This is a genomic window from Hydrocarboniphaga sp. FW305-C-57 (assembly GCF_058783045.1).
Genome location: NZ_JBYSYG010000002.1, coordinates 27,233 through 50,283 on the forward strand (window position 1 = coordinate 27,233; position 23,051 = coordinate 50,283).

A 23,051-nucleotide genomic window follows, 5' to 3' on the forward strand; every position below is an offset into this window, starting at 1 on the left:
TCCAAGAAAACGCTAGTGAACGATCAAAACCATCTCTTGCCTACTGATCTCGCCATGAAAGCAGGCGCTGCTCCCCCTTCGGATGAGGGCCTGAATTTTCGCGAGCTAATCGATATAGTTTGGAGTGGCAAATTAGTTATTCTTTGTATAGCTCTCGGGGTGACCTTACTTAGCACTATTTATGCACTGGTGACCCCCCCCATTTATCAAGCTAATGGCTTAGTACAGATTGAGCAGGAGAAAAATGGCCTCACCGCATCTGTTAGCGAGCTATCCTCTTTAATCGGCTCAGCACCGGCTGAGGCCTCGGCAGAAATTGCCATTATAAAAAGCCGAATGGTTCTAGGCGCTGTTGTTGAAGCGTTAAAGCTTTATATTTATATTGAGCCTAATTATCTGCCAATTTTCGGCAAGGCTATCGCGCGCCACAATTCAGACGGTAAAGTTCCTGCGAACCTTCCTAATTGGCTTCGTAAGTACGCCTGGGGCGGTGAAGAGCTGAGCATAACTGCGTTAGATATACCACAAAGTTATTGGGACTCCACCTTGGTGCTTGAAGCGCTTGGTGAAGACCGTTTCTCATTATTGAGTGACACAGGAGACTTGTTGCTGGAGGGAATCGCTGGGACGCGCAAGTCGGTCGAAACGCGAGATGGAACACTGTCGATCTTTGTTCAGAGGTTAATCGCTCGCCCGCACACTCAGTTTTACGTTACACGTCGATCCCCTCCCGTCATTCTAGATCAAGTGGCTCGGCAACTCTCTGTCATGGAACAACCTCGCGACTCAGGAGTGTTGGCACTTACTGTCGCAGACACCAATCCTAAATTTGCTGCTGCCTTGCTGAACGCGGTAGAGGATGCCTATCTAAGGCAAAATGTCGAGCGCAAATCGGTGCAAGCAGAGCAGTCACTAAAATTTCTTAAAGGACAATTACCTGAATTGAGGGCTAATGTTGATGCAGCTCAGGCCAAACTGAACTCTTATCAACTTAAAAAAGGCACCGTAGATGTGCAGCAAGAAACTCAGCTTGTTCTGCATCGAGCGGTTGAACTAGAGACACAGAGACTAACTTTAGCGCAAGAAAGAGATGCAGCCCTGCAACGAGTCACTGATCAGCACCCGATAGTACTCACGCTTACCGAGCAAATACGTAATATTGAAAGAGAGCAGGCCTCAATTAAAAAGCAAGCTGAAGCTCTACCTGAGACGCAGCAGGAAATTCTGAGTCTGATGCGCGATCTTGAGGTCAATACGCAACTATATACGGCGCTGTTAAATTCCGCACAGGAACTACAGGTAACTAAAGCCGGCACCGTGGGCAACGTACGAATTATTGATTATGGAATAGTTCCACAAGCTCCAATTAAACCTCGAAAGTCTATTATCGTCGCAGTAGGGTTAGGCATGGGCTTCTTCTTGGGTGTCGCCGTCGTCTTTGCGATGCGCACCCTGCTACGCGGCGTTGACCGCCCAGAAGAAGTTGAGCGCGCCACGGGCCTGCCCACCTACGCAGCAATTCCCTTCTCGCGCTCTCAACAAGGGTTAATGAAGCGCCTAGTTAGGCAACCGGACCGCACCCATGAAACTGTATTAGCGGCTCTGGACAGTTCTGATCTAGCAATTGAAGCGCTCCGCGGTCTACGCACATCATTGCATTTCGCGATGCTAGAGGCGGAGAACAATGTCGTTATGTTCACTGGGCCCGTCGCTGCATTGGGCAAGTCTTTTGTAAGCATCAATTTGGGTGCGGTTCTTGCAATGTCCGGTAAACGGGTACTTGTTATGGACGCAGATCTCCGCAGAGGACGACTGCATCGCTACGTGGGCCAGGAACAGACCCCAGGCATTAGTGATCTGGTCGCAGGAACGGTTGATTCATCTGAGCAAATCATCCGTACCACAAACATCCCAGGTCTCTCATTAATTCCTGCCGGAACTCGCCCTCCGAATCCTTCTGAGATTTTAATGTCGGAGCGCTTCACCAATCTCATCAGACAGGTCTCGGGGCAATTTGATTTTGTCCTCATTGACACTCCACCTGTTTTGCCCGTGACTGATGCCGCTATCGTAGGGCGCTTGGCAGGAACGACACTTCTAGTACTCAAATCGGCCGAGCATCCCATGCGTGCGATTGAAGAAACTGTTAAGCGTCTTCGGCAGGCCGGGGTTGACGTCCGGGGCACAATATTCAATCAAGTTGGGGCTCGTATTGGCAGCTATGGCTACGGCAGTTACGGATATTCTTATGGCTACTCGAGCTATGCGTATAAGTCCCGTTCTTAGCGTATGCAAATGTTTGGGCGCATACGACACAGCCGTTTAGCTCGTCAATTTGCCACATTACTTGGTGGTCGATTTGTTGCAGCGGGGATCCAAGCCGTTTCAATATACTTCCTCGCACACTGGTCCAATGTGGCAGATTTCGGCATGCTCGCCTCGGCGCTGGGAATAGCAGTGACGTCGCAGGCGATAGGTGATGCAGGCGCGACCACGTATATTGTTAGGGAAACAGCTGCTCACGGAGTTAACCGAAAAGTAGCTTATGCTGAGCTCCTGAGTAGGCTGACCACTGGGGCCATTGCTCTAGTCGGCTGTGCTGCAGTGCTTTATTTATATCTGACGAGTGGCAATGGATATTTGGCGCTGCTTCCAATGGCTGGCTGGATCGTCGCTGATCGCAGCAGCGATGTTCGCTCTGCCATTGCTCGAGGCCTAGGAGACGTCCGAATTGGAACCAGTAATGTCGTTCTCAGAAGGTTTGCGCAACTAGCTCTATTTGTTCTAGCCCACCACTTTGGCATTACTCCACCGTGGGCCTATTCTTTCGGATTGCTGTTCGGTTCAGTTTTGATACTTGGAGCAATGTGGGGAAAGCTCCCAAAACCACCTAGTGTTTTAATTCGAAAACAGCCGCTTAAGCACGCGTTCTTCAGATGTCGACCTTACTGGATACATTCGGCAGCAACCCAGCTCCGCAATGTAGATACTGCGATTGTTGCGGCGCTTTCTGGCACAACGCAAGCTGCCTATTACGGCGTAGGAGCTCGCTTAATGACGCCTCTGCGAATGGTTCCAGCGACGCTAGGTACAGCCCTTCTGCCGCATTTGGTGAAACGCGGGGGGTCTAGCCACAAGGACGTGGCCTCGGGTTCGGCACTAGCAGTAGCGATTTCATTACCTTACCTAGTACTCATAATTGGAGCACCATGGGCGGTCGAGTATCTAGGTCCTAAGTACACTGGCGCTACGCTTCCGCTTCAAATTATGTGTGCTGGCCTGGCCGGCTCCTCGTTCATATCAATCTTTAATGCCATTTTGCAGGCACACGGCTTAGCTCAGTCAACGGCGAGAATTTCCATTATCACGGCTCTGCTATTGCTTGCATTAGTCTCAACTGGGTCTTTTCTTCAAGGTGCCACTGGGGCGGCAATAGGTTTCATGGCTGCTACTTTCATACAAGCTGCAATGGTCTACCAGCGAGCAAAAAAGGATGTCTAGAAAAAGCATTGCAGTGCTAAGCGTATCAGCACAAGACGATAATCTTGGGGATATAGAGATTAGGGAAAAGCTGTTTGAGTGCGTTGCATCAACGGGGATTGAAATATTCGGCTACCGCGGAGAAGCATCAGCTTCCTATATGGAGGCTTTCGTCCACTACAAGAACTGCCGTTGGTTCAGTAGCTCCGTGGCGTTACAAGCTGCGCTTTTTTATCGGTTTATTAAAGGATACAAAATACATTTTTTTATTGCTCCCGGTCCCGCGGCATTCAGTTCTAAACTGAAAGCCGTGTTTAAAGGGCTGACGAACCTCGCTAATATGGGGCTAGCACGTGTAAGTGGTGGAGTAGTTCACATTGTAGGTCGCGCCTATCGTGGAACTGGGCTTACCCGTTCAATAGAAATCGTTGCTATTAAGCTAGCTAATAGCGCTACTGTGCGAGACGAGCTGTCAAGCCAACACGTGGAAGGCCTAGCGAAAGTACTGCCTGATCTAGCCTTTCTGGGTGGAACAACTTTCAACCAGAATCGGAACTACCTCTCAATTTCGGTTCGCGAGGAAAAAGATCTCTCTGAAATATCATTCGAAGGGCTGATAAAGGCTTCCAGAGCAGCTGGACTTATTCCAATTTTTGTGACCCAAGTAAAACGCGATAATACTTGGATGAAGCGCATGTCTGATCTTTATGAGGTAGATATTGTAGAGTGGACTGATAGTTCACATCAGGATCAGCGACGCCGAATAGATGTCATATATACCTCTTCCGCAGTTATCTTAAGCAATCGGCTACACGGTCTTATAATGGGCACAGTCGCCGGCGCAATACCTGTGCCTTTAATAAGCGCAGGAAACACCAAGCTATTACCCACATTAAAAGTTGTTTTCCCTGAAATCTTGGGATTAGCTGTTGAATCTCTTCCTTCGCTTAAAAAGGAAATCTTCGCATCCATCGAATCCGAATGGGCAAAAATAGATCGGCGCTCTCTATTAGAGTCAGCAAACCAAAAACTAAAGCAGCATTTTGATTATCTTTATTCTTCGATCAAATCGGCTTAAGTGCCCAACGTTTGCCGAACTGAATTTATAGCGACGAAATCGGCCCATTGTAACTCACGCAATCCTAGAATAGCTATTATCCACCCACTTGTTAAGACCTGAGAGCTTAAGCAAGGCCAGAGGCGATTACATTGAATTATCTGGTTGGCATCGTCGCGATAGCAGGATATGTAACTTTCATCGCTGCCTACATGAACGCACGCCCCAAAGGTGCGCTGTCGGTCATGGACATGTTTATTTTTATGTTCTCGTTACAGTTTGGGCCCCATTCAATTTTTCTACATCCTTTTCTCGAGGATGGGGAATTTGCATCTAGAGTTTATCCAGCCTATGCAGTTGGATTAACCTTAGCTTTCACTGGATTGGCCGCGGGCCTATTCATTGTAGGCGACATCGCAAAAACTCGAACGATTCGCCTATACCCATTTTACGGAGACGATCTATCCGAAAAGGGGGTTTTAGGCATTATTGCCGTAGCCTTGGCTTATATTTTGCTCTTCGTAGCCTATGAGGGCTTTGATTTATCACGAACAATGAGTTATCTAAATTTTTTCCGTGGAAACTCCGTATATACATATACAGAGTTAAGGCGGGAGATATATGAGGGAGACGCAGGTGTAGGACTTGCAGCGGTTACGCGCCAGACCAGTAGTGCGCTAATTTATGGCGCACTTATTTATTCTGGAATTAGGGTTAAAAGATGGAGAACAGTTTCCTTCTCCATTGCGGCAGCTCTATTTATAGTATGCTGCATGCAGATGAATAAGTTTCCCTTTTTATATTACACACTAATTACCGTGATGGTCGCATTTGCGGATAAGTGCTACAGAACAGGGAAATTCATAAATAGATCTGTAATTTACAAGGTTTTATTTGCGGGTGGAACGGGTGTAGCACTTCTTGCATTGCTTTACTGGCTTCAGTACAGAAATGAAATCGATTCCGGGCTTGTTACTAGCGATAGAATATTATTTAGGTTGATTTCCAGGCCATTTGCAGGAAATCACGGCTCCTTATACTATTGGTATGATGTATTTCCTGAAAAGCATGAGTTTGTAGGTTTTTCAAACATTCCTGCCTTGGCAAAGCTTTTAGGACTAGAACCTGTTGCACCGACCATTCTAGTTCCAAGCTTCTATTTAGATGCGAACACAACGTTCCAGGCAGGATATATTGGTGGAGCATATGCGTCTTTTGGGTACGCAGGGATATTTATATATTCATTTCTAGTTGGCGGATGGGTAAGTCTGCTGACCCGATACGAGAAGCATCTGGATGTTAGGTGGCAACGAATCGTGTATTTCTCTGTCGTGGGAATGAATATGTATTTCTTATCCTCCCGCGAGCTTCATACTGCATTGCAGTCCGGCGGTTTTGTGCTGGCTCCCCTCATGATGTTCGCCGTAAGGATTTTCAATCTCTCACCGAGGCGTAGGCAGCTTATAAATTAAGAGCTTTGTAATCTGAGTTTGCGAATGTCAATTAAAGTGGCTGTCATCTATCATCAATTTCCTCACTATCGCGCCCCAGTATTGCGCTCACTTTCAAAAAGTAATCGCTATGAATATATTTTTTGGGCCTCCGTAGAAGATTTTTCTGGTATCAAGGCATTCAAAGGCGACAGCACTGTCTCAGTCAACCCGTTGAATACTCAGCTAACGAAGCGTGGCTTCCGTGTCAATGGATACTCTGCGATTTTAAAGGACCGTTCTATCGATGCTTTTTTAATTCTAGGCAATCCTAATATTCTTGCCACCTGGCTAATCGCTTGTTTTGGCCGACTCACAGGTAAGAAGGTGCTGTTCTGGGCTCACGGTTGGCTACGCCAAGAGTCAAGTTTTAAAATGCTGCTTCGAAATTCCTATTTCCGATTATCACATTTTCTGCTCGTTTACGGCGAACGCTCAAAGAGCATCGGAGTAACTTCTGGCTATCCGTCAGAGCGAATCCATGTAATTTATAATAGTCTGGACTTTGAGAGAGCCGAGGATATTTTTGGGAATATGGAGAGAAGCATCTCCGAAACTGCCACAAAAAAAATGTTTCCGGAGCCTCAAAGACCACTACTGATATGCACTGCGAGGTTAACTGATCAGTGTCGGTTCGATATCCTTATCGCTGCAGCTGAAACTTTGAAACAACGTGGAAAGCCAGTTAATATTTTGTTGGTCGGTGAAGGGCCAGCCCGAAACTCATTAGAGCGGCTAGCATCTAAACTTGAGGTGGATGTCTACTTCTACGGGGCCTGTTATGACGAAATAACATTAGGTCGCCTCATATATGATGCAGACGCTACCGTCTCTCCTGGAAAAATAGGGCTAACCGCCATCCATAGCCTTACCTATGGAACACCAGCCTTTACACATGGCGACATGGATCGCCAAATGCCGGAGGTCGAGGCCATAACTCCAGGCATATCGGGTGACTTTTTTTCTTATGGCGACAGTAATGACTTGGCTGATACGCTACAGCGCTGGTTTGACACAGGCAGAGATCGCGCTGAAATTCGTCGCTGCTGTCATTCCGTTATTGCCCAAAAATGGAATCCAACAAATCAGCGCATTCTCATAGAGAAAGCACTAGATGCTTGTTTTGAAGGAGTCGTCTGATGGCAGCCAAGCGAGGTCAGCCTCCGCCGGTCGCCTCCCCGATGCGAGTTGGCGATGACGTTATCAGAGAGTGCCGACGTGTAATTGATGGTCGCACTAAAAAGTTTGCACGTAAGATTATTAATTTTTGCCATAAATGGCGAGACGGGATAGCGGAAGTCGGTGAAGGTGTGCAGTTTGGGAAGCACGTTCGCGTGCCGACAGGTAGTCGCCTGGGGCATTACTGCTACATCGGTGCTGGCTTTTATTCGCCCAGCCCAGTATGCATAGGTGACTTGAGTATGCTTTCTACGTCCGTTCGAATCGTCGGAGCCGATCATGGTATAGATAATCCCGAGCGACCAACGCGATTGGATTTTCGTTGGAAGCACAATATCACCATCATTGGAGCCGATGCTTGGCTTGGCCACGATGTAGTGCTGAAGGCGGGGATTACAATCGGCTTAGGTTCTGTGGTCGCTGCAGGGTCGATTGTAACGAAGAATGTTCCACCTAATACCATAGTCGGCGGCAATCCTGCAAAAGTCATTCGTGAACGTTTCAATGCGGCGGACTGGTCTGTCTATATACACAAACTCGGCATAGATCAATGCGCGTCGCAATCCTAACATTTCATTTTAGCGAGAATTTTGGAGCGCTTCTTCAAGCCTACGCGTTGCGTAAATGGTTCATTGACCGAGGGCACGCGGTTGAATTCATTCCCTATCATCCAGCACACGTCGAAGAAGGAGGGGCGATCCAGTTTTCATTGACGGCTGCTGCGCTGAAAGCCAATGCAAAAACACTGTACTTAAAGTCCTCTGCACTTCTTCATAAGTACTTGGGAAACAAAGATCAGGCTAGGCGATTCGAAGCTTTTCGCGCCGAGCGCCTCGGAATATCAGGAGCGCCACTTCGTACGGCTGAGGAACTGCAAGCAATCTCGTCTCACTATGATCTGATTGTAGCGGGCAGCGACCAAATATGGAGTTCATCTATCCAACATGGTTTTGATCCGGCCTACTTTCTAACTTTCGCAATGCGCTCTCGTGCGCGTTGCATTTCCTACGCAGCGAGTTTCGGAAAGGATGCATTAGAGCCACAACAGATGGCGTTACTCGCACCACTCTTGTCGTCTTTATCAAGCATCTCTGTTCGAGAGTTAACTGGCGTTGATCTTGTAAAAGCTGCATCCGGCCGTGACGCGGCCTGTGTACCGGACCCCACCCTGCTTCATAGCCATTACGACGAATTATTGAGCATGTCCGCCGACAGTCGTAGCGGCCACATATTTTGCTACGCATTGCGTACCGCCGAAGTCATCCGAGAAGTGGCAGAAACCGCAGCGGGCGTACTGCGTGCTTCCGTCCTTTCACCTTATAACGTACATCGTCGCTGGCGAGAGATCGGAGAGACCGTTCACCCAGGACCGGCCGAATGGGTAAGCCAACTCGCCGCCGCCAGCTTTGTCGTTACTAATTCTTTCCATGGGACCGTGTTCTCGATCTTGTTTCAGAAACCCTTTTTAGTTGCTGAGTTGCCGGGCAGCCGAATGGCTATGAATGCACGCTCTCGTAACTTGCTAACGCAGCTTGGGTTGATGGATCGTTTTGTCAGCAAAGACAAATTACCTCAAGTCAAAGATCTAATTCGCGCACCGATAAACTGGAATCAAGTGGTAACTCGACAAGAGATATTGCGCCAAAGTGGCACTTCATTTCTAGAGCGCGAGTTAGCACAGGTAACATCACCTTGAATGAATTCCAACAATATAAGTATGTTGATACGCTTCCGCCTTCTAATAAGTTGAAGCGCTTCCTCTGGGGCATTATCTGGTTAATGGCCTTTCGTCCAACGCCGCGCTGGATTCTGCATGGTTGGCGCAGAGGTCTACTGCGCATGTTTGGAGCAAAAATTGGCCCAGGCTGCCGGATTTCACCAAGTTGCAAGATATGGGCACCCTGGAATTTGGAAATGGGTAGTTATTCTGTGCTTGGTGAAGGCGTGGACTGCTACACGATGGATAAGATTCGAATCGGATCGAAGGTTGCGGTAAGCCAGCGCGCGTTTTTGTGTGCCGGCTCTCACGACACGAGCAACCTGTTGCGCCCTCTCACTACTGCCCCGATCACTATTCACGATCATGTATGGATCGCCGCTGAGTGCTTCGTGCATCCGGGCACGAGTATCGGCGAGGGAACTGTAGTAGGCGCTAGGTCCGTCGTCACGCGCAATCTGCCAGCTTGGTCAATTTGTCTTGGCAGTCCATGCAAACCCATCAAACCACGGATTTTGTCCGGTAATTAGGCATATAGTCATGCTTTCCAAGATTGGAAAAGTTCTTCAATTTCTAACTGAGTATGCGCAAGATTTGGGGCTTTGCCTTCGTTATAATGGCTATTCGCCTTTTGTGGACCGCCGTAAACGAATCTTCTATAAGATCATTATAGAAACCCACACCATCGAAAAGGGACTCTCCCTACCAAACCGACGCACATTGTTTGGTCGCGATAAAATTCGATTCGTAATGTCATCATTAGATAATTACGATCCCGCATTCTCTCCACTGCCCGCACAAATGGCCCTTGGGGCACTTGATGCTTATGCTAGATTTCACCGCGATCAAGCTATTCATGATCCCCTTCTCGATGAAATCTCCGCCTTCCTATCGAGGTGGCAGGATAAATATTCTTTAACCTTTAATGGTGGTACCAAACCTTTCGCTTTTGAAGCTAAAGGACATGAAAGTGCTGGTGTCCTTTTGCAGACCAGAGCCAGCCTGCGCATGTTTGATGGCAGCAGACTTCCACTCGAAGATGTTCAAAGGGTAGTTATGATGGCGCAAAGTGCACCATCACAATGTAATCGCCAATCAACTCAAGTTCATTTATACCAAGATAGGAAAGCTATAGATGAGCTTCTTGCCTTACAGGGCGGCTCTCGAGGCTTTTCCGAGCATGTAGGCAATTTATTTGTAGTTACTTCCGAAATCGCGGCATGGGGTGGGGCAGGCCAACGCAACCAACCTTATGTCGATGGCGCACTATTCGCTATGTGCTTGCTTTTGGCATGCCATACACAAGGAGTCGCGGCATGCCCCTTGAATTTAGCCGTGACCAATTCAATAGAGCGAAAAATAAAAACTGTGGGGCACATTCCCACTGGGGAACGTTTGGTAGTAATGATCGCCTTTGGCAAAACTGTAGCCGAACCACTACGCGCTGCGATGTCACCCCGCCGAAAGCTGGACGAAGTTTTCACTCTCCACTGATTACTACAGCTGAAGGGGAAGGGAGCTTTTGTTTCGATTTTCTAGAAATTTCAAAGTAATGCCATTCTCTTAAGCTTATCGCTATTCATATCGCTAAATCAGGAATAACAGAAAGCACGTGTGGCCTAAAATTATCTAGAGGATCGAAAGCGGCTTGTGTGTCTGCGGCTCGAACAAGTCGCTGCTGCCGATTCTCCACCAGTCACCGAGCACACTGTTGTAGAGTGAGCGGAAATCTGTCGTTGCCGGAACATCACCCTCGTCCAGTGCGGTCAAATTCGGTCGCTCACCAAGCAAACCGCCTTTAACGCGCCCGCCGAGTACGAAATGCGGCGCGGCTTTGCCATGATCAGTCCCATTTCCTGCATTTTGCTGAGCACGCCGTCCAAATTCAGAGTACGTAACTATCAGTACCTGATTCCAAATGCCTGCAGCGACGAACGCGTACTTGAGCGCAGCGAGAGTGTCGCCGAGTTGACGCAGTAGACTCTGATGGCGCGACGGCTGGTTAGCATGCGTATCAAAACCGGTTAGTGCGATCTTCATTATCGGCGTCGCCGGATCACCGATTAGAAGACGCGCGGCTTCACGAGCATCGCGACCGAAAGCACCTGGCGGAAATTCGCCCGCCGGCTGCGGTCGGTTTGCACTTAGGCGATGGTTAGCTGATTCAATTTCACGCTGTACCTTCAGAATGTGCCGAAGAGCAGCATTACTTTTCTGGCTTTCCAGCGCCTGCACACCGGCCGATTCGGAAGTAAAGCTTGCCAAATCTTCGATGATCATAGGCTGCATGCCCTGCCCACTCACAGGCTTGGCGTTGCGGCCGATTACAATTGCGTCAGCAGCAAACGAGCGGCCGAACTCCCGCCTAACGTTGAGCCGCGATAGCCAGCCGTCGTCGCCGAGTACGTTTGGCTCGGTTGCAGTGTCCCAGATTTCGATAGAACGGAAATGTGAGCGATTGGCCGGTTGGTAACCAATGCCCTGCACGATCGCGAGTTCACCGTCTTTGAAAATCGGCATAAGCTTTTCGAGCGCTGGATGAAGGCCGCTACGCTCGTCAAGCTGGAGCACGGAATGACGCGCAATCGCAATCTGTGGGCGCAGCTGGGGGTAAAGCGGATCCGTGTATGGAATAACAGTGTTAAGGCCGTCATTGCCGCCGTTTAGTTCGATCAGCAGCAGACGCCGAATAGCTGAGCTTGCTGTCCCCGCAGCAGAACTGCTCAGCGAAGGAAGGCCAATCAGGGGGGCGAGCATGGCACCCTTTAGACAGTCGCGACGATTCATGCCCCGCTCCTATTTGAGTTGATAGACTGGATCGAGCAACCACGCCTGCAGGCGATCCGGCGGTTTGGCGCCTTCAATGGGCGGCTGCACCGGCGCGAGCGCGAGCAGTTGTAGTTCAGGTCCTCGCGGCAACAGCTCTTCGGCGATCGCTCCAAACTGCCGCTGCAGTTTGAGCATCTGCGGTCGCTTGTGACGCTCGGGCGGTTCGGCCATCGCCATCATTTCGCCGCCCACTGCCGCAGCCTCCGTCTTGCCGGGGGTCGGTACATCACCCGTGATCATCAGCACGAAATTGCGCCGCTCGAGCAGCCAGTTTGTAGTAATCCAGTCTTCGCCGCTCGGCCAGCCTTTCACGTTCGGAGGAGCGAACAATCGTTGCCCCATGCGATCGACTGAATATACGAGCTGATTTGGCGGAATCGGCAGCCGCAGTTCACGAGAGAGGCCGACGACAAGCTCGACCGGTGATTTTACGAGCGAGCCGGAGCGCGCCTGCTCGATAAAAATCGGCTGCTTGAATAGGGCCTTGAGCAGCGGCGCGACCTCCCAGTCGCGGCGAAAATCATTAGCGAGCCTAGCTACTACGCGAGTATCCGGCGCCGGTGACACAAATTCGCGCCAGAGGTTTTCGACGACAAACTCGGCCGCTCGCGGCTGCTCTAGGATGATGTCGATAATATCGTGCCCATCGAAATGGCCGCTTTTGCCGAAAAAGCTCTTACGGCCCTCATCGAACTGGCGTGAATCGACTTCCGCGACCCCCGGAGATATGACCTTCCAGCCCGTGAATGCCCGTGCAGCCTGCTTGATGTCGGCCTCTGTGTAATGGCCTTCGCCCAATGTGAACAATTCCAGCAGTTCGCGCGCGAAATTTTCGTTCGGGGCTTGTTTCCGATTTTGCTGGCCGTTCAGGTATGCAACCATTGCAGGGTCGCGAACCATCTCGTGCAGTAGGGTTCTATAATTACCTAAAGCGTTACGTCGAAGCATCACGTTCTGCTTGTACATTAACTGCATCCACGGCACCACTTGATAAGAAGACGTGAATCGATTTGACCAAAATAAGGTCATTCGTTCTGTCAGTGGTGTTGGCGTGGTGAGCATCTCCTGCATCCACCAGACTTGAAGCTCGCGAACACGTGGGCGTAGGCGCTCCACTAGCTTTCGACGCTCGTCGACAGTCATCGAACCACTTAGAGCAATAGGTTCACTAGCCCAAGCGGGGGGTTCAGTCTGTGCCGCCTTGCGCCGCGACGCAGCATCGACAACAGTGTCAATTAGCCTTGGAAGTGTGCTACGTTCAAAATTAGCTTCGCCAATAAATCCAGAATCAAATCCGGACCGACGAAGAAATCTCCATGCATCACGGCGCCCTTCATCTTGAGGAAAATCGCTTGCTTGCGCAGCGTTAGAAGATGGTAAGGACATAGCAGATGCTATAGACAGCATAAAGCCCGCTTCTTGCATATCGCTTCCTCGCTACGCCTTAAGCCTAGCTTGTTTGACTCAATAGAGGTTGTGGCAAAAACATTATTCGAGGCGCCTTCCTCTGGTGCAGAATGTCTTCAAATCGACCCCACACTAGCATGATGAGTTCCCGACTTAGTTTAATGGCGCCGTAGTTAATGGGGGCGGCCAGAATTAGGCAGAATCGCCCCTCGGGCTCGCTGATCGTTCGTAAGGACTGATACGTCCCAACGGGCACAGAATTCATACGGACGTAGCTATCTTTAGCTATGCTGTGCCCAGCTTTTGCATAGAAAAGCTTGGGGGCACCCAGAAAGGAGTCCCTCTTCGTGGCCTCTAGCAACGGGAGTGACGCCGTTGCTTCAACATTAACAATCATCGCGGGGATTTTACTTGTGAAGAAAGCATTGCTGACCGGCGTAACCGGCCAGGACGGCGCGTATCTCGCCGAATTGCTGCTCAAGAAAGGCTACGAGGTTCATGGCATCAAACGCCGCGCCTCGTTGTTCAACACCGATCGCATCGACCATCTGTATCAGGATCCGCATGTCGAGCATCGCAACTTCATCCTTCACTACGGTGATCTCACTGACTCGGCCAACCTGATTCGCATCGTGCAGCAGGTCCGCCCGGATGAAATCTACAACCTGGGCGCCCAGTCACATGTGGCTGTGTCGTTCGACTCGCCAGAGTACACGGCGGACGCGGACGCCATTGGTGCGCTGCGCTTGCTCGAAGCCATTCGCATCGCTGGTCTCGAAAAGACTTGTCGCTTCTACCAAGCCTCTACCTCCGAGCTGTACGGCTTGGTGCAAGAGATTCCGCAGAAGGAGACCACCCCCTTCTACCCGCGCTCACCTTACGCAGTCGCCAAGATGTACGCGTACTGGATCACGGTGAACTACCGTGAGTCATATGGCATGTATGCCTGCAACGGCATCCTGTTTAATCACGAATCGCCGCTGCGTGGTGAGACTTTCGTCACGCGCAAGATCACGCGCGCCATCGCACGTATCGCGCTGGGCCTGCAAGACTGCCTCTACCTCGGCAACCTCGACTCGCTGCGCGATTGGGGCCACGCCAAGGACTACGTCGAGATGCAGTGGATGATGCTGCAGCAGGAGCAACCGGAAGACTTCGTCATCGCTACCGGTGTGCAGTATTCGGTACGCCAGTTCGTGGATCGCGCGGCTGCCGAACTCGGCATCACGCTTGAATGGAAGGGCACAGGCGTGGATGAAGTGGGCATCGTGACGGCCGTTTCTGGACCGGACGCGGTGGTTAAGCCGGGGCAGAAGATTGTGGCGGTTGATCCACGTTACTTCCGCCCGGCGGAAGTGGAAACGCTGCTCGGCGATCCGACCAAGGCGAAGCAGAAACTGGGCTGGGTGCCGAAGATTTCGTTTGCTGAACTCGTGAGCGAGATGGTTCGTGAGGATTTGAAGAGCGCCAAGCGTGATGCGCTGGTGAAGGGCGCTGGGTATCAGGCGTTTGATTATCACGAGTGAGGGGCTGAGGGGCTTCCGGCTTAACGGCTTAGAAGCCCCTCGCTCTCCTGCTTCGCAGGGACTCTCTCCCGCACGCGGGAGAGAGGACAAGCATGCAGCGTTGATCTTGCACTTGTTTAGCGGAAGTAAGCTTTGGTGTTTTCGTGGACTTGAGGGTTTGCAAGCACTTCTTCGACGGTGAAGGCTTTGTAGTCCCGGTGCTGGTCCAAGGGACCTGTGCCAGGAAGTTCGGGCAGTGTGATCTGGTGGCCTAGTACAACGTAGTGCGTGCGGATGCCGGGTTCCAAGGCGAAGTTGGTTTCATAGTGATGTTCGTAGACACCGATGAACTGCGCATCAGATCGCTTTAGCTGCAGGTTTAGTTCCACTTCTGCAAGTCGCGCGAAGGCTTGATCCAGTGTTTCGTTTTTTCGAATCACACCGCCCGGAACGAACCAAGTATCACGTGCGGGTTCGTTGGTGCGCAGCCCAAGCAGCACCCTGCCCTGCTCATCGCGCACGATGAGATCGATGGAAACCAGTGGCGCACGCTGCACCACTTCGAGCCAGTCTTTTTTGCTTAGCATTCGTTGGTCACTCTTGTTGATCAACTCGGAATTTTGGAGACGTTGAGATGGACGTTGCAGCCAAGATTTATGTAGCGGGACATCGCGGTCTGGCTGGTGGTGCGATTGTGCGAGCTTTACAGCGGAAGGGTTACAGCAATTTGCTGCTCAAGACGCACAAGGAGCTGGACCTTACCAGCCAGTCGGACGTAGAAGCCTTCTTCGCCTCCGAGAAGCCGGACTACGTGTTTCTAGCAGCGGCGAAAGTGGGGGGTATTCACGCCAACAACATCTACCCCGCCGAATTCATTCGCGACAACCTCGCCATTCAGACCAACGTGATTCACTCGGCCTGGAAGAACGGCACCAAGAAGCTCGCCTTCTTGGGCAGTTCCTGCATCTATCCCAAGCTTGCTCCACAGCCAATGCCGGAATCCTGCTTGCTGACCGGGCCTTTGGAATCGACCAACGAGTGGTATGCGATTGCCAAGATTTCCGGCATCAAGATGTGCCAGGCGTATCGCAAGCAATATGGTTTCGATGCCATTTCACTGATGCCGACCAACCTGTACGGGCCGGGCGACAACTTCCACCTCGAAAACTCACACGTGATGCCGGCGCTGATCCGCAAGTTTCATGAAGCCAAGCAGCGCGGTGATTCCGAAGTGGTGATGTGGGGAACGGGTACGCCCAAGCGTGAGTTCCTACACGTGGATGATCTGGGCGATGCCTGCGTATATTTGATGGAGAGTTATTCGGGTGAAGACTTCGTCAATGTCGGCGTCGGCGATGATGTGACCATTCGCGAACTCGCCGATCTCATCAAGGAAGTCGTCGGCTTCGAAGGCAAGATCGTGCAAGACCTCACCAAGCCCGACGGCACGCCACGCAAGCTGATGGATGTGTCGCGGCTATCAGGCTTGGGTTGGAAAGCTCAAATCAGCTTAAAGAATGGAGTCGCCGAAACCTACCAGTGGTTCCTCGACCAAGGCGACCAACTGCGACTGTAAGGCGTGCCATGGCAATCGTCCGCTAATTAACCCGCTATATCTCAGCATCTTCATGTCTATCACTGCTGTCATCCTGACCTTCAACGAAGCGCAACACCTGGAGCGCTGTCTCGACAGCTTGCAGGGGGTTGTTTCACGCGTTTGCGTAGTGGACAGCTTCTCTACCGATCGTACTGTCGAGATTGCTCGGTCACGTGGTGCGGATGTTTTCCAGAATCCCTGGAAGAACCACGCAACGCAGTTCCAATGGGGTCTGGATCACTGCGATATCCAGACACCTTGGACAATGCGCATCGACGCGGATGAATACCTTGAGTCCAAGCTAAAAGAGTCCATTCGCCAATTCGTCAAATCAGCTCCGGCCGATCGCAATGCCGGCATCTTTAGGCGGCAGATCGTATTTCTTGGAAGGCCGATCAAGTACGGTTTTTTCTATCCTTCAATGATCCTTCGCTTATGGCGGACTGGGCAAGGAAAGATGGAACAGCGCTGGATGGATGAGCACATCGTTGTTGAGCGCCTGAAAGGACAAACCTTGGATGGCGATCTCGTAGACGCAAATCTCAACGATCTCACATGGTGGGTTAACAAGCACAATCACTATGCGACGCTTGAAGTCTACGAGATGGTCAAAATTCTTGAGTGCCGCCGACAACAATCCGGCACTCGACCAGCCATGTCAGCTCAGGCTGCAGGCAAGCGCTTTTTGAAGGAGCAGATTTATTCGCGACTACCGGCAACACTGCGAGCAACGTTTTACTTTGTTTATCGCTACTTTTTGGGCGCCGGCTTTCTGGATGGCAAGGAAGGATTCTTCTTCCACTTCCTCCAGGCTTATTGGTATCGCACACTTGTCGAAGCCAAGCTGCACGAACTCAATCTGAAAGCGGCCAAGCGCGGCTTGTCTGCTCACGAGCTGCTTGTCGAGCAAGGCATCCTGACTAAAGAAGTGTAAGCGGCCTCTCTGGCAGTCTTCTAGCAATATGATTTTTCGTTGGCCGTGGGGCCTTTAAACAAGCAATGTTCAACTTGCAGGTTATCTCATGATCGTCCCTGTCCTGATGGCCGGCGGTTCCGGCACCCGCCTGTGGCCGCTGTCGCGCGAGCAGTACCCCAAGCAGTTTCTGAAGCTCCTCAACGAGCGCAGCCTGCTCCAGAACACCGCCCTGCGCGTCTCCCGGCTCGAGGATTCCGCCCCGCCGCTGGTCATCGGCGGCGATGCGCACCGCTTCGTCATCGCCGAGCAGATGCGCGAGATCGGCTTCGAGCAGGCCACCGTCATGCTCGAGCCCGAGGGCCGCAATACCGCCCCGGCCGCCGCGGTCGCCGCGCACTACGCGAGCACGCATTTCGGCCCGCAGGCGCTGGTCTTTTTGCTCGCCGCCGACCAGGCGGTCGAGAACACCCCGGCCTTCGTCGCAGCCGTCGAAGCCGCCGCCAAGGTCGCCGCGACCGGCAAGATCGTCACCTTCGGCATCCAGCCCACGCATCCGGAAACCGGCTTCGGCTACATCAAGGCCGGCCCGGCCGCCGAGCATGGTGCCTTCGAGGTCGCCGCGTTCGTCGAGAAGCCGGTGCTCGAAAAGGCCCAGGCCTTCCTCGACGAAGGCGGCTACTACTGGAACGGCGGCATGTTCCTGTTCCGCGCCGATGTCTTCCTCGACGAGCTCAAGCGCCTGGAACCCGAGATGTACGCGGCCAGCCTGCAGAGCTGGAACAACGCGGTGAAGGACATCGATTTCGTGCGCCTGGAGCCGACCGCGTTCAAGAAGTGCCGCAACGAGTCGATCGACTACGCGGTGATGGAGAAGACCGCCAACATCGCCCTGGTGCCGCTCGATGCGGGCTGGGACGACGTCGGCTCCTGGACCTTCCTCGGCAAGCTGCCGGCCACCGACGCATCCGGCAACCGCGTGCGCGGCGACGTGATCGTCGAAGATTCCCAGGACAACCTCGTGCATGCGAGCACGCGCCTGGTGAGCCTGGTCGGCATGAAGGACACGGTGGTCGTCGAGACCGAGGACGCCGTGCTGGTGGCCCCGCGCGAGCGCGTGCAGGAGGTCAAGAAGATCGTGCAGCGGCTCAAGAAGGCCAAGCGCACCGAGGCCGAGACGAGCCCGCGCGTCTACCGGCCCTGGGGCAGCTACGAGACGGTGGCGCTGGGGGATCGATTCCAGGTCAAGCGCATCGTCGTCAAGCCGGGCCAGAAGCTGAGCCTGCAGATGCACCACCACCGGGCCGAGCACTGGATCGTGGTCTCGGGCACGGCGCGCGTGTACTGCGGCGAGAAGAACTTCCTGCTGACCGAAGACCAGTCCACCTACATCCCGCTCGGCCACACGCACCGGCTCGAGAACCCTGGCAAGGTACCGCTCGAGCTCATCGAGGTGCAGTCGGGGGCTTATCTGGGGGAGGACGACATCGTGCGGTTTGAGGATGTTTATGGAAGGACGCCGGCGGCGAAGGTTTGAGGCTGGTTGGGGTTCGCTGAAGGCTTTAAAGATTAGAAGCCCCTGCCTCCCCGCTTCGCGGGACTCTCTCCCGCAAGCGGGAGAGAGGCACGGCGTGGCGCGGTCGCGGGTGGGTTGTTGCGGTAGCTGGCTTTGCTCCCTCACCCGGTCCTCCGGACCAAGCGGTTGCTTGATCGCGTTAATCGGCGCCGAATAGGTCTCGGCTGTAGACTTTGTTCACTACATCCCGGATGTCGTCCGTGATGCGGTTGGCGACGATGACGTCTGCCTTTTGCTTGAAGGCGGCCAAGTCGTTGATCACGGGCGAATGGAAGAACTCAGGCTCGTGTAGCACCGGCTCATACACGATGACCTCGATGCCCTTGGCCTTGATGCGCTTCATGATGCCCTGCACGCTGGACGCCCTGAAGTTGTCGCTGCCGGCTTTCATGATGAGCCGGTAAATTCCGACCACCTTCGGGTTCTTGCGAAGGATCTCATCCGCGATGAAATCCTTGCGGGTGGTGTTGGAATCGACGATGGCGCGGATCAGGTTCTGCGGCACGCTGCTGTAGTTGGCCAGCAGCTGCTGGGTATCTTTGGGCAGGCAGTAGCCACCGTAGCCAAAGCTCGGGTTGTTGTAGTGGTTGCCGACGCGGGGGTCCAGGGCTACGCCCTCGATGATCTGGCGGGTGTCGAGCCCGTGGCTGGCCGCATAGGTGTCCAACTCGTTGAAGAAGGCCACGCGCATCGCCAAGTAGGTGTTGGCGAACAGCTTGATGGCTTCCGCTTCGGTGGGCTCCGTGAACAGTACCGGAGCGCCCTGCTTGATGGCTCCCTGCTCGAGCAACTGTGCGAAGACCTTGGCCCTCTCTGAGCGCTCGCCCACGATGATGCGGCTCGGGTACAGGTTGTCATAAAGCGCGCGGCCTTCCCGCAGGAATTCCGGCGAGAAGATCAGGTTTTTCGTTTGAAAATCTTCACGCGCTTTCAGCGTAAAGCCGACCGGAATGGTGGATTTGATCACCATGACCGCGCTCGGGTTGATCTGCGTTACATCGCGGATCACCGCTTCCACGGAGCCGGTATTGAAGTAGTTGGTTTTGGTGTCGTAGTCGGTGGGTGTGGCGATGATGACGAAGTCGGCACCTTCATAAGCCTCGCGCTTGTCCAAGGTGGCGCGAAGGTTCAGGGTTTTCTCGGCCAGATAGGCTTCGATCTCTTTATCTTCGATCGGCGACTTGCGCTTATTGATCAGCTCCACCTTGTGGGCGTCGATATCCAGTGCCACGACTTCGTTGTGTTGCGCCAGCAGAATTGCGTTGGAAAGGCCAACGTAGCCGGTGCCAGCAATCGCTATTTTCATACGTTTATTTTTTGCAAATGTGCTTCGAAATAGAAAAGCGGCCGCCTATCGGCGGATGAGCGTGTTAAATCCAATTCTTGCTGAGCGGCATCCAAGACATGCGGGGTAGCTGCGAGCGCCCCCGCGCTTGCAACTACATGGTCTTGCCTGAACCCAACAGTCGGTCCTGGAGCGACATGGTCGTCTGGAACCTACCTCAAGCACCTCTAGCAGTGATCAAGCCAAATTGTGGTTGGGCAGTGTGAAGTTTACGAGATAGCGTGGAGCTGATGCTTTGTTCAGAATCGGCCGGACGTTCTATTCCGAATGCAAGCCCCTGGAAGGGGCTTTGTTAATCTCGCGCTTGAGGCGTGGCGACGTAGTGGCGCGTACATGGACTGCCGCATCCATGACCTTTGCCGGACTTACCGCTTATTTTCCTGCTCGACCATCTGTAGGAAATGTTCAAATTCATGACGCAGTTCTCGGATCGAAAAATCCCTTCGCCATAACGTCGGATTGCAGGGTCTTCCTGCTCAATTCCGGAGCAACGTTATGTCGATAGACAACCAGATTTCGGCCGTTCTGAGTGCGGAGTCGGTGCAGGCCATCCTCGGGCATGTGGCGGCCATTCGCGAGCTGATGCCGTTCTTGATCACCCTCACCGCCGACGAGCGCCGCAGGCTCGCCACGATGGCGGACAAGCTGATCGGCTTCGAAGACAAGGCCAAGGTCTACATGAACAGCAACCCGGAGTTCATGCCGGGCTTTCTGCCGCTTTCCGAGGTGACCAAGGACCGCGAGCTGCGTGGGCCGATGTCGATGATCTTCACCGCGGTATCGGCGCTGACGTACACGCTGGACGACACCTACCTGAAGCTCAACAGCGAAATCCACAAGGGCAACCTCGCCTACTACAACACCGTCAAGGAGGCCGCCAGCCGCGGAATTCCGGGTGCTAAGGCCATTTACGAGGACATGCAGAAGCATTATCCAGGCGCGCCGACCAAGGCTCAGCGTGAACGCAAGGCGGCGGAGGCGGCAGCAGAAGAGGCGGCCCGCAAGACGGTATAGAAGCCGCCTGTTCCGGAAGACTCCTAAAGCTGAATCCGTTGGCGGCGACCGAGGTGCGGCGGTGGCGACGAGTGTGCCGAAGACTTAAAGCACTCTCAGGACGTGGAAGGCGGAGGTCCCGAATCCGCCTTCCACTCAAAATGAGGCAGGCACGTTTAACGGCGAGACGCGCCTGCCTCAAAATCACTCGTCTACGGGCTTATTTTGGAGCAGCGCGCGTCATCAACACCCGGCTTGGAGTGGCAAACACCCATCGGCGGGTCTTTTTGAGGGCCGTTACCGTGTTTGGACCGGCGCGGCGGATAAAAAACACCCGTGTTTCTGTGTTCGACAGTCGAATTGGCTTGTTCAACAGCCGAGCCGCCTCGCCAGACAGGCTTCAAGCATCGGCGATCAATGCTTTGAAGCACTGCCCTCCCTCATCGAACGCGCTCAGCGGGTGTAGCGCGAGAAGAATTCGAACAGGATGGCGCTGGCGTCGATGTCGGTGCTGGTGGTTCCAATGATGGGAATCGGCAGGTATTGCCATCCGCCCGGCCATGCATGGCCGCCGCCGTTGACGGTGTAGCGGACCACCTCCTTGCCGGATCCACAGGCCTGATGCACGGTCTGGCGCACGGTGGTTCCATCGTTGGTGGTGTTGGGCAGGTCGGTCACGATGGCGGCGGAACTCACACAGCCGTTGCGCGCGGCCCAGAAGGCGAGCGTGGCGTCTGCAGAGCGGATGTTGCCGATGCCGCCATAAGGCACGATCGGGTCCGTGGTGCCGACGATCAGGGTAATGGGCCGCGGCTCACCGTCGGCGCAGTTCGATTGCACGCCCGTACGCAACGCCGCCGAAACGACGCCCACGGCGGCGATGCGGTCGGAGAGCTCGCAGGCCAGCCTTTGGCTCATGAAGCCCCCATTGGAAAGCCCTGCGGCGTAGACACGATCGGCATCGAGCTGGTAGCCGGCGACCGCGATGTCGATGACGCGGGAAATGAAACCGACGTCGTCCTTGGACGGATCCGAGTTGGCAGGATCGTCGTCCCAGACTCCATTGACGGCCGACGGCAAAAAGACCCACGTGCCGGTGCTGGCGACCAAGGGAGCAATCTCCGCAAGGTTTGCCTGGTTCTGCGCCGTACCGCCATTGCCATGAAGCATGACCACGACAGGAGCGCGATTCGTCGCCGGCTCGGGGCGAACCACGATGACGCTGCGCGAAACGCCGTTGTGGACCAGCGTGAGATCAAAGGCTGCGGTTCCCGGCGTCAATTCCAGGGTGCGACCCTGTATTCGGATCACCGTCCGCTGCAGCCAGCGCGGCGCGATCTGGGTAGCTCCGACCAGGACATCAGCCAACGGATCGGTCACCGTCCCCACCAGGTTTGAGACTCCGTTGACGGTGGCCCCGTAGAGTTCCGTCAAAGCATTGCTGGCATAGGCGGTACTGGCCGCAAGAAAAAGACTGCCGCAAAGGCAGAACGCGCTTACATAGTGCTTCCCTTTCATTGTTTATCTCCCCTTACGCGATAGTGGTCTGAATTGGTCGCGTAGTGGGACTTTTTACCTATGGGATTAATTGGGGCTGAATAGCGCTGCTGGGCTTGGAGCGCTGCTCTCGGACCACCTCTCCCCGGTCCTTCGGACACCCTCTCCCGCAAGCGGGAGAGGGGACAAATACAGCGAGCTTGCTGTTTCTGCTGTGCCTGCTGTTCCTCTCTCCCGCTTGCGGGAGAGAGTCCCCGCGCAGCGGGGGAGAGAGGGGCGGCCCGGAAAGCGCGCGCACTCTCCAACCATCCCCTCTCCCGGTCCTTCGGACCACCCTCTCCCGCAGGCGGGAGAGGGGACAAGCACAGCGAGCTTGCTCTTCCAGCCGTGCCTGCTGTTCCTCTCTCCCGCTTGCGGGAGAGAGTCCCCGCGCAGCGGGGGAGAGAGGGGTAGCCCGGAAAGCGAT

General features: G+C 53.4%; 19 protein-coding genes. 14 read left to right on the forward strand and 5 right to left on the reverse strand.

The genetic code is table 11. The features are described from left to right. The first annotated feature begins 15 nt into the window (after positions 1-15). The 9 genes from AC3WUM_RS04520 to AC3WUM_RS04560 all read left to right on the forward strand — a co-directional run bounded on the left by AC3WUM_RS04520 (position 16) and on the right by AC3WUM_RS04560 (position 10,417). The gene (locus tag AC3WUM_RS04520; RefSeq protein ID WP_492409005.1) at positions 16-2,286 is read left to right on the forward strand and encodes a polysaccharide biosynthesis tyrosine autokinase; all 2,271 of its coding nucleotides are present in this window, start codon (positions 16-18) and stop codon (positions 2,284-2,286) included. Between the two features lie 9 nt (positions 2,287-2,295). Beyond that, positions 2,296-3,501 (forward strand): lipopolysaccharide biosynthesis protein, encoded by a 1,206-nt coding sequence (locus AC3WUM_RS04525; RefSeq protein ID WP_492409549.1) that lies wholly within the window; start codon positions 2,296-2,298, stop codon positions 3,499-3,501. Then, complete coding sequence (locus AC3WUM_RS04530; protein WP_492409006.1) at positions 3,494-4,558, forward strand: hypothetical protein; 1,065 nt, start codon at positions 3,494-3,496, stop codon at positions 4,556-4,558. Before AC3WUM_RS04525 ends, AC3WUM_RS04530 begins: the two co-directional genes overlap by 8 nt. Before the next feature lie 131 nt (positions 4,559-4,689). After that, complete coding sequence (locus tag AC3WUM_RS04535; protein WP_492409007.1) at positions 4,690-6,009, forward strand: hypothetical protein; 1,320 nt, start codon at positions 4,690-4,692, stop codon at positions 6,007-6,009. Between the two features lie 24 nt (positions 6,010-6,033). Continuing rightward, entirely contained in the window at positions 6,034-7,167 is a 1,134-nt protein-coding gene (locus AC3WUM_RS04540) for a glycosyltransferase (RefSeq protein ID WP_492409008.1), read from the forward strand. Continuing rightward, entirely contained in the window at positions 7,167-7,775 is a 609-nt protein-coding gene (locus AC3WUM_RS04545) for an acyltransferase (RefSeq protein ID WP_492409009.1), read from the forward strand. The genes AC3WUM_RS04540 and AC3WUM_RS04545 overlap by 1 nt, the downstream gene beginning before the upstream one ends. Then, positions 7,757-8,902 (forward strand): polysaccharide pyruvyl transferase family protein, encoded by a 1,146-nt coding sequence (locus tag AC3WUM_RS04550; RefSeq protein WP_492409010.1) that lies wholly within the window; start codon positions 7,757-7,759, stop codon positions 8,900-8,902. Before AC3WUM_RS04545 ends, AC3WUM_RS04550 begins: the two co-directional genes overlap by 19 nt. A 263-nt stretch (positions 8,903-9,165) precedes the next feature. Beyond that, the gene (locus AC3WUM_RS04555; RefSeq protein ID WP_492409550.1) at positions 9,166-9,453 is read left to right on the forward strand and encodes an LbetaH domain-containing protein; all 288 of its coding nucleotides are present in this window, start codon (positions 9,166-9,168) and stop codon (positions 9,451-9,453) included. A 10-nt stretch (positions 9,454-9,463) separates the two neighbouring features. Next, positions 9,464-10,417 carry a nitroreductase family protein gene (locus AC3WUM_RS04560; RefSeq protein ID WP_492409011.1) on the forward strand — a complete coding sequence of 318 codons (954 nt, stop codon included), beginning with the start codon at positions 9,464-9,466 and terminating at the stop codon, positions 10,415-10,417. Between the two features lie 135 nt (positions 10,418-10,552). Here the strand turns inward: AC3WUM_RS04560 and AC3WUM_RS04565 are convergent, their stop codons facing one another. Continuing rightward, positions 10,553-11,710, reverse strand: coding sequence for a DUF1501 domain-containing protein (locus AC3WUM_RS04565; RefSeq protein WP_492409012.1), 1,158 nt, complete (start codon positions 11,708-11,710; stop codon positions 10,553-10,555). 9 nt (positions 11,711-11,719) lie between these two features. Then, positions 11,720-13,177 (reverse strand): DUF1800 domain-containing protein, encoded by a 1,458-nt coding sequence (locus tag AC3WUM_RS04570; RefSeq protein WP_492409013.1) that lies wholly within the window; start codon positions 13,175-13,177, stop codon positions 11,720-11,722. 395 nt (positions 13,178-13,572) lie between these two features. Here AC3WUM_RS04570 and gmd point away from each other — a divergent pair, with 395 nt between their 5' ends. Beyond that, positions 13,573-14,685, forward strand: coding sequence for a GDP-mannose 4,6-dehydratase (gmd, locus tag AC3WUM_RS04575; RefSeq protein WP_492409551.1), 1,113 nt, complete (start codon positions 13,573-13,575; stop codon positions 14,683-14,685). A gap of 116 nt (positions 14,686-14,801) precedes the next feature. Here the strand turns inward: gmd and AC3WUM_RS04580 are convergent, their stop codons facing one another. After that, positions 14,802-15,251, reverse strand: a complete 450-nt coding sequence (locus AC3WUM_RS04580) for a GDP-mannose mannosyl hydrolase (RefSeq protein WP_492409014.1) — start codon at positions 15,249-15,251, stop codon at positions 14,802-14,804. A gap of 47 nt (positions 15,252-15,298) precedes the next feature. On the opposite strand from AC3WUM_RS04580, the gene fcl reads away from it, so the two are divergent. The 3 genes from fcl to AC3WUM_RS04595 all read left to right on the forward strand — a co-directional run bounded on the left by fcl (position 15,299) and on the right by AC3WUM_RS04595 (position 18,711). After that, entirely contained in the window at positions 15,299-16,240 is a 942-nt protein-coding gene (gene fcl, locus AC3WUM_RS04585) for a GDP-L-fucose synthase (protein ID WP_492409015.1), read from the forward strand. A gap of 52 nt (positions 16,241-16,292) precedes the next feature. Next, the gene (locus AC3WUM_RS04590) at positions 16,293-17,195 is read left to right on the forward strand and encodes a glycosyltransferase family 2 protein (protein ID WP_492409016.1); all 903 of its coding nucleotides are present in this window, start codon (positions 16,293-16,295) and stop codon (positions 17,193-17,195) included. A gap of 88 nt (positions 17,196-17,283) precedes the next feature. Next, positions 17,284-18,711, forward strand: a complete 1,428-nt coding sequence (locus AC3WUM_RS04595; protein ID WP_492409017.1) for a mannose-1-phosphate guanylyltransferase/mannose-6-phosphate isomerase — start codon at positions 17,284-17,286, stop codon at positions 18,709-18,711. Between the two features lie 178 nt (positions 18,712-18,889). Here AC3WUM_RS04595 and AC3WUM_RS04600 read toward each other — a convergent pair whose 3' ends face one another. Next, positions 18,890-20,056 carry a nucleotide sugar dehydrogenase gene (locus AC3WUM_RS04600; protein WP_492409018.1) on the reverse strand — a complete coding sequence of 389 codons (1,167 nt, stop codon included), beginning with the start codon at positions 20,054-20,056 and terminating at the stop codon, positions 18,890-18,892. Positions 20,057-20,590: 534 nt separating this feature from the next. Here AC3WUM_RS04600 and AC3WUM_RS04605 point away from each other — a divergent pair. Continuing rightward, positions 20,591-21,109, forward strand: a complete 519-nt coding sequence (locus AC3WUM_RS04605) for a hypothetical protein (RefSeq protein WP_492409019.1) — start codon at positions 20,591-20,593, stop codon at positions 21,107-21,109. A 432-nt stretch (positions 21,110-21,541) separates the two neighbouring features. On the opposite strand, the gene AC3WUM_RS04610 is transcribed toward AC3WUM_RS04605, so the two are convergent. Beyond that, complete coding sequence (locus AC3WUM_RS04610) at positions 21,542-22,606, reverse strand: CE1 family esterase (protein WP_492409020.1); 1,065 nt, start codon at positions 22,604-22,606, stop codon at positions 21,542-21,544. Between the last annotated feature and the right edge of the window lie 445 nt (positions 22,607-23,051).

Excerpts from the sequence above, each read along its gene's own strand:
- AC3WUM_RS04525 (WP_492409549.1), top strand. The coding sequence starts at position 2,296 with ATGTTTGGGCGCATACGACACAGCCGTTTAGCTCGTCAATTTGCCACA.
- AC3WUM_RS04530 (WP_492409006.1), top strand. The coding sequence starts at position 3,494 with ATGTCTAGAAAAAGCATTGCAGTGCTAAGCGTATCAGCACAAGACGAT.
- AC3WUM_RS04540 (WP_492409008.1), top strand. The coding sequence starts at position 6,034 with ATGTCAATTAAAGTGGCTGTCATCTATCATCAATTTCCTCACTATCGC.
- AC3WUM_RS04545 (WP_492409009.1), top strand. The coding sequence starts at position 7,167 with ATGGCAGCCAAGCGAGGTCAGCCTCCGCCGGTCGCCTCCCCGATGCGA.
- AC3WUM_RS04550 (WP_492409010.1), top strand. The coding sequence starts at position 7,757 with ATGCGCGTCGCAATCCTAACATTTCATTTTAGCGAGAATTTTGGAGCG.
- AC3WUM_RS04555 (WP_492409550.1), top strand. The coding sequence starts at position 9,166 with ATGGATAAGATTCGAATCGGATCGAAGGTTGCGGTAAGCCAGCGCGCG.
- AC3WUM_RS04560 (WP_492409011.1), top strand. The coding sequence starts at position 9,464 with ATGCTTTCCAAGATTGGAAAAGTTCTTCAATTTCTAACTGAGTATGCG.
- AC3WUM_RS04565 (WP_492409012.1), bottom strand. The coding sequence starts at position 11,710 with ATGAATCGTCGCGACTGTCTAAAGGGTGCCATGCTCGCCCCCCTGATT.
- AC3WUM_RS04570 (WP_492409013.1), bottom strand. The coding sequence starts at position 13,177 with ATGCAAGAAGCGGGCTTTATGCTGTCTATAGCATCTGCTATGTCCTTA.
- AC3WUM_RS04580 (WP_492409014.1), bottom strand. The coding sequence starts at position 15,251 with ATGCTAAGCAAAAAAGACTGGCTCGAAGTGGTGCAGCGTGCGCCACTG.
- fcl (WP_492409015.1), top strand. The coding sequence starts at position 15,299 with ATGGACGTTGCAGCCAAGATTTATGTAGCGGGACATCGCGGTCTGGCT.
- AC3WUM_RS04590 (WP_492409016.1), top strand. The coding sequence starts at position 16,293 with ATGTCTATCACTGCTGTCATCCTGACCTTCAACGAAGCGCAACACCTG.
- AC3WUM_RS04595 (WP_492409017.1), top strand. The coding sequence starts at position 17,284 with ATGATCGTCCCTGTCCTGATGGCCGGCGGTTCCGGCACCCGCCTGTGG.
- AC3WUM_RS04600 (WP_492409018.1), bottom strand. The coding sequence starts at position 20,056 with ATGAAAATAGCGATTGCTGGCACCGGCTACGTTGGCCTTTCCAACGCA.
- AC3WUM_RS04605 (WP_492409019.1), top strand. The coding sequence starts at position 20,591 with ATGTCGATAGACAACCAGATTTCGGCCGTTCTGAGTGCGGAGTCGGTG.
- AC3WUM_RS04610 (WP_492409020.1), bottom strand. The coding sequence starts at position 22,606 with ATGAAAGGGAAGCACTATGTAAGCGCGTTCTGCCTTTGCGGCAGTCTT.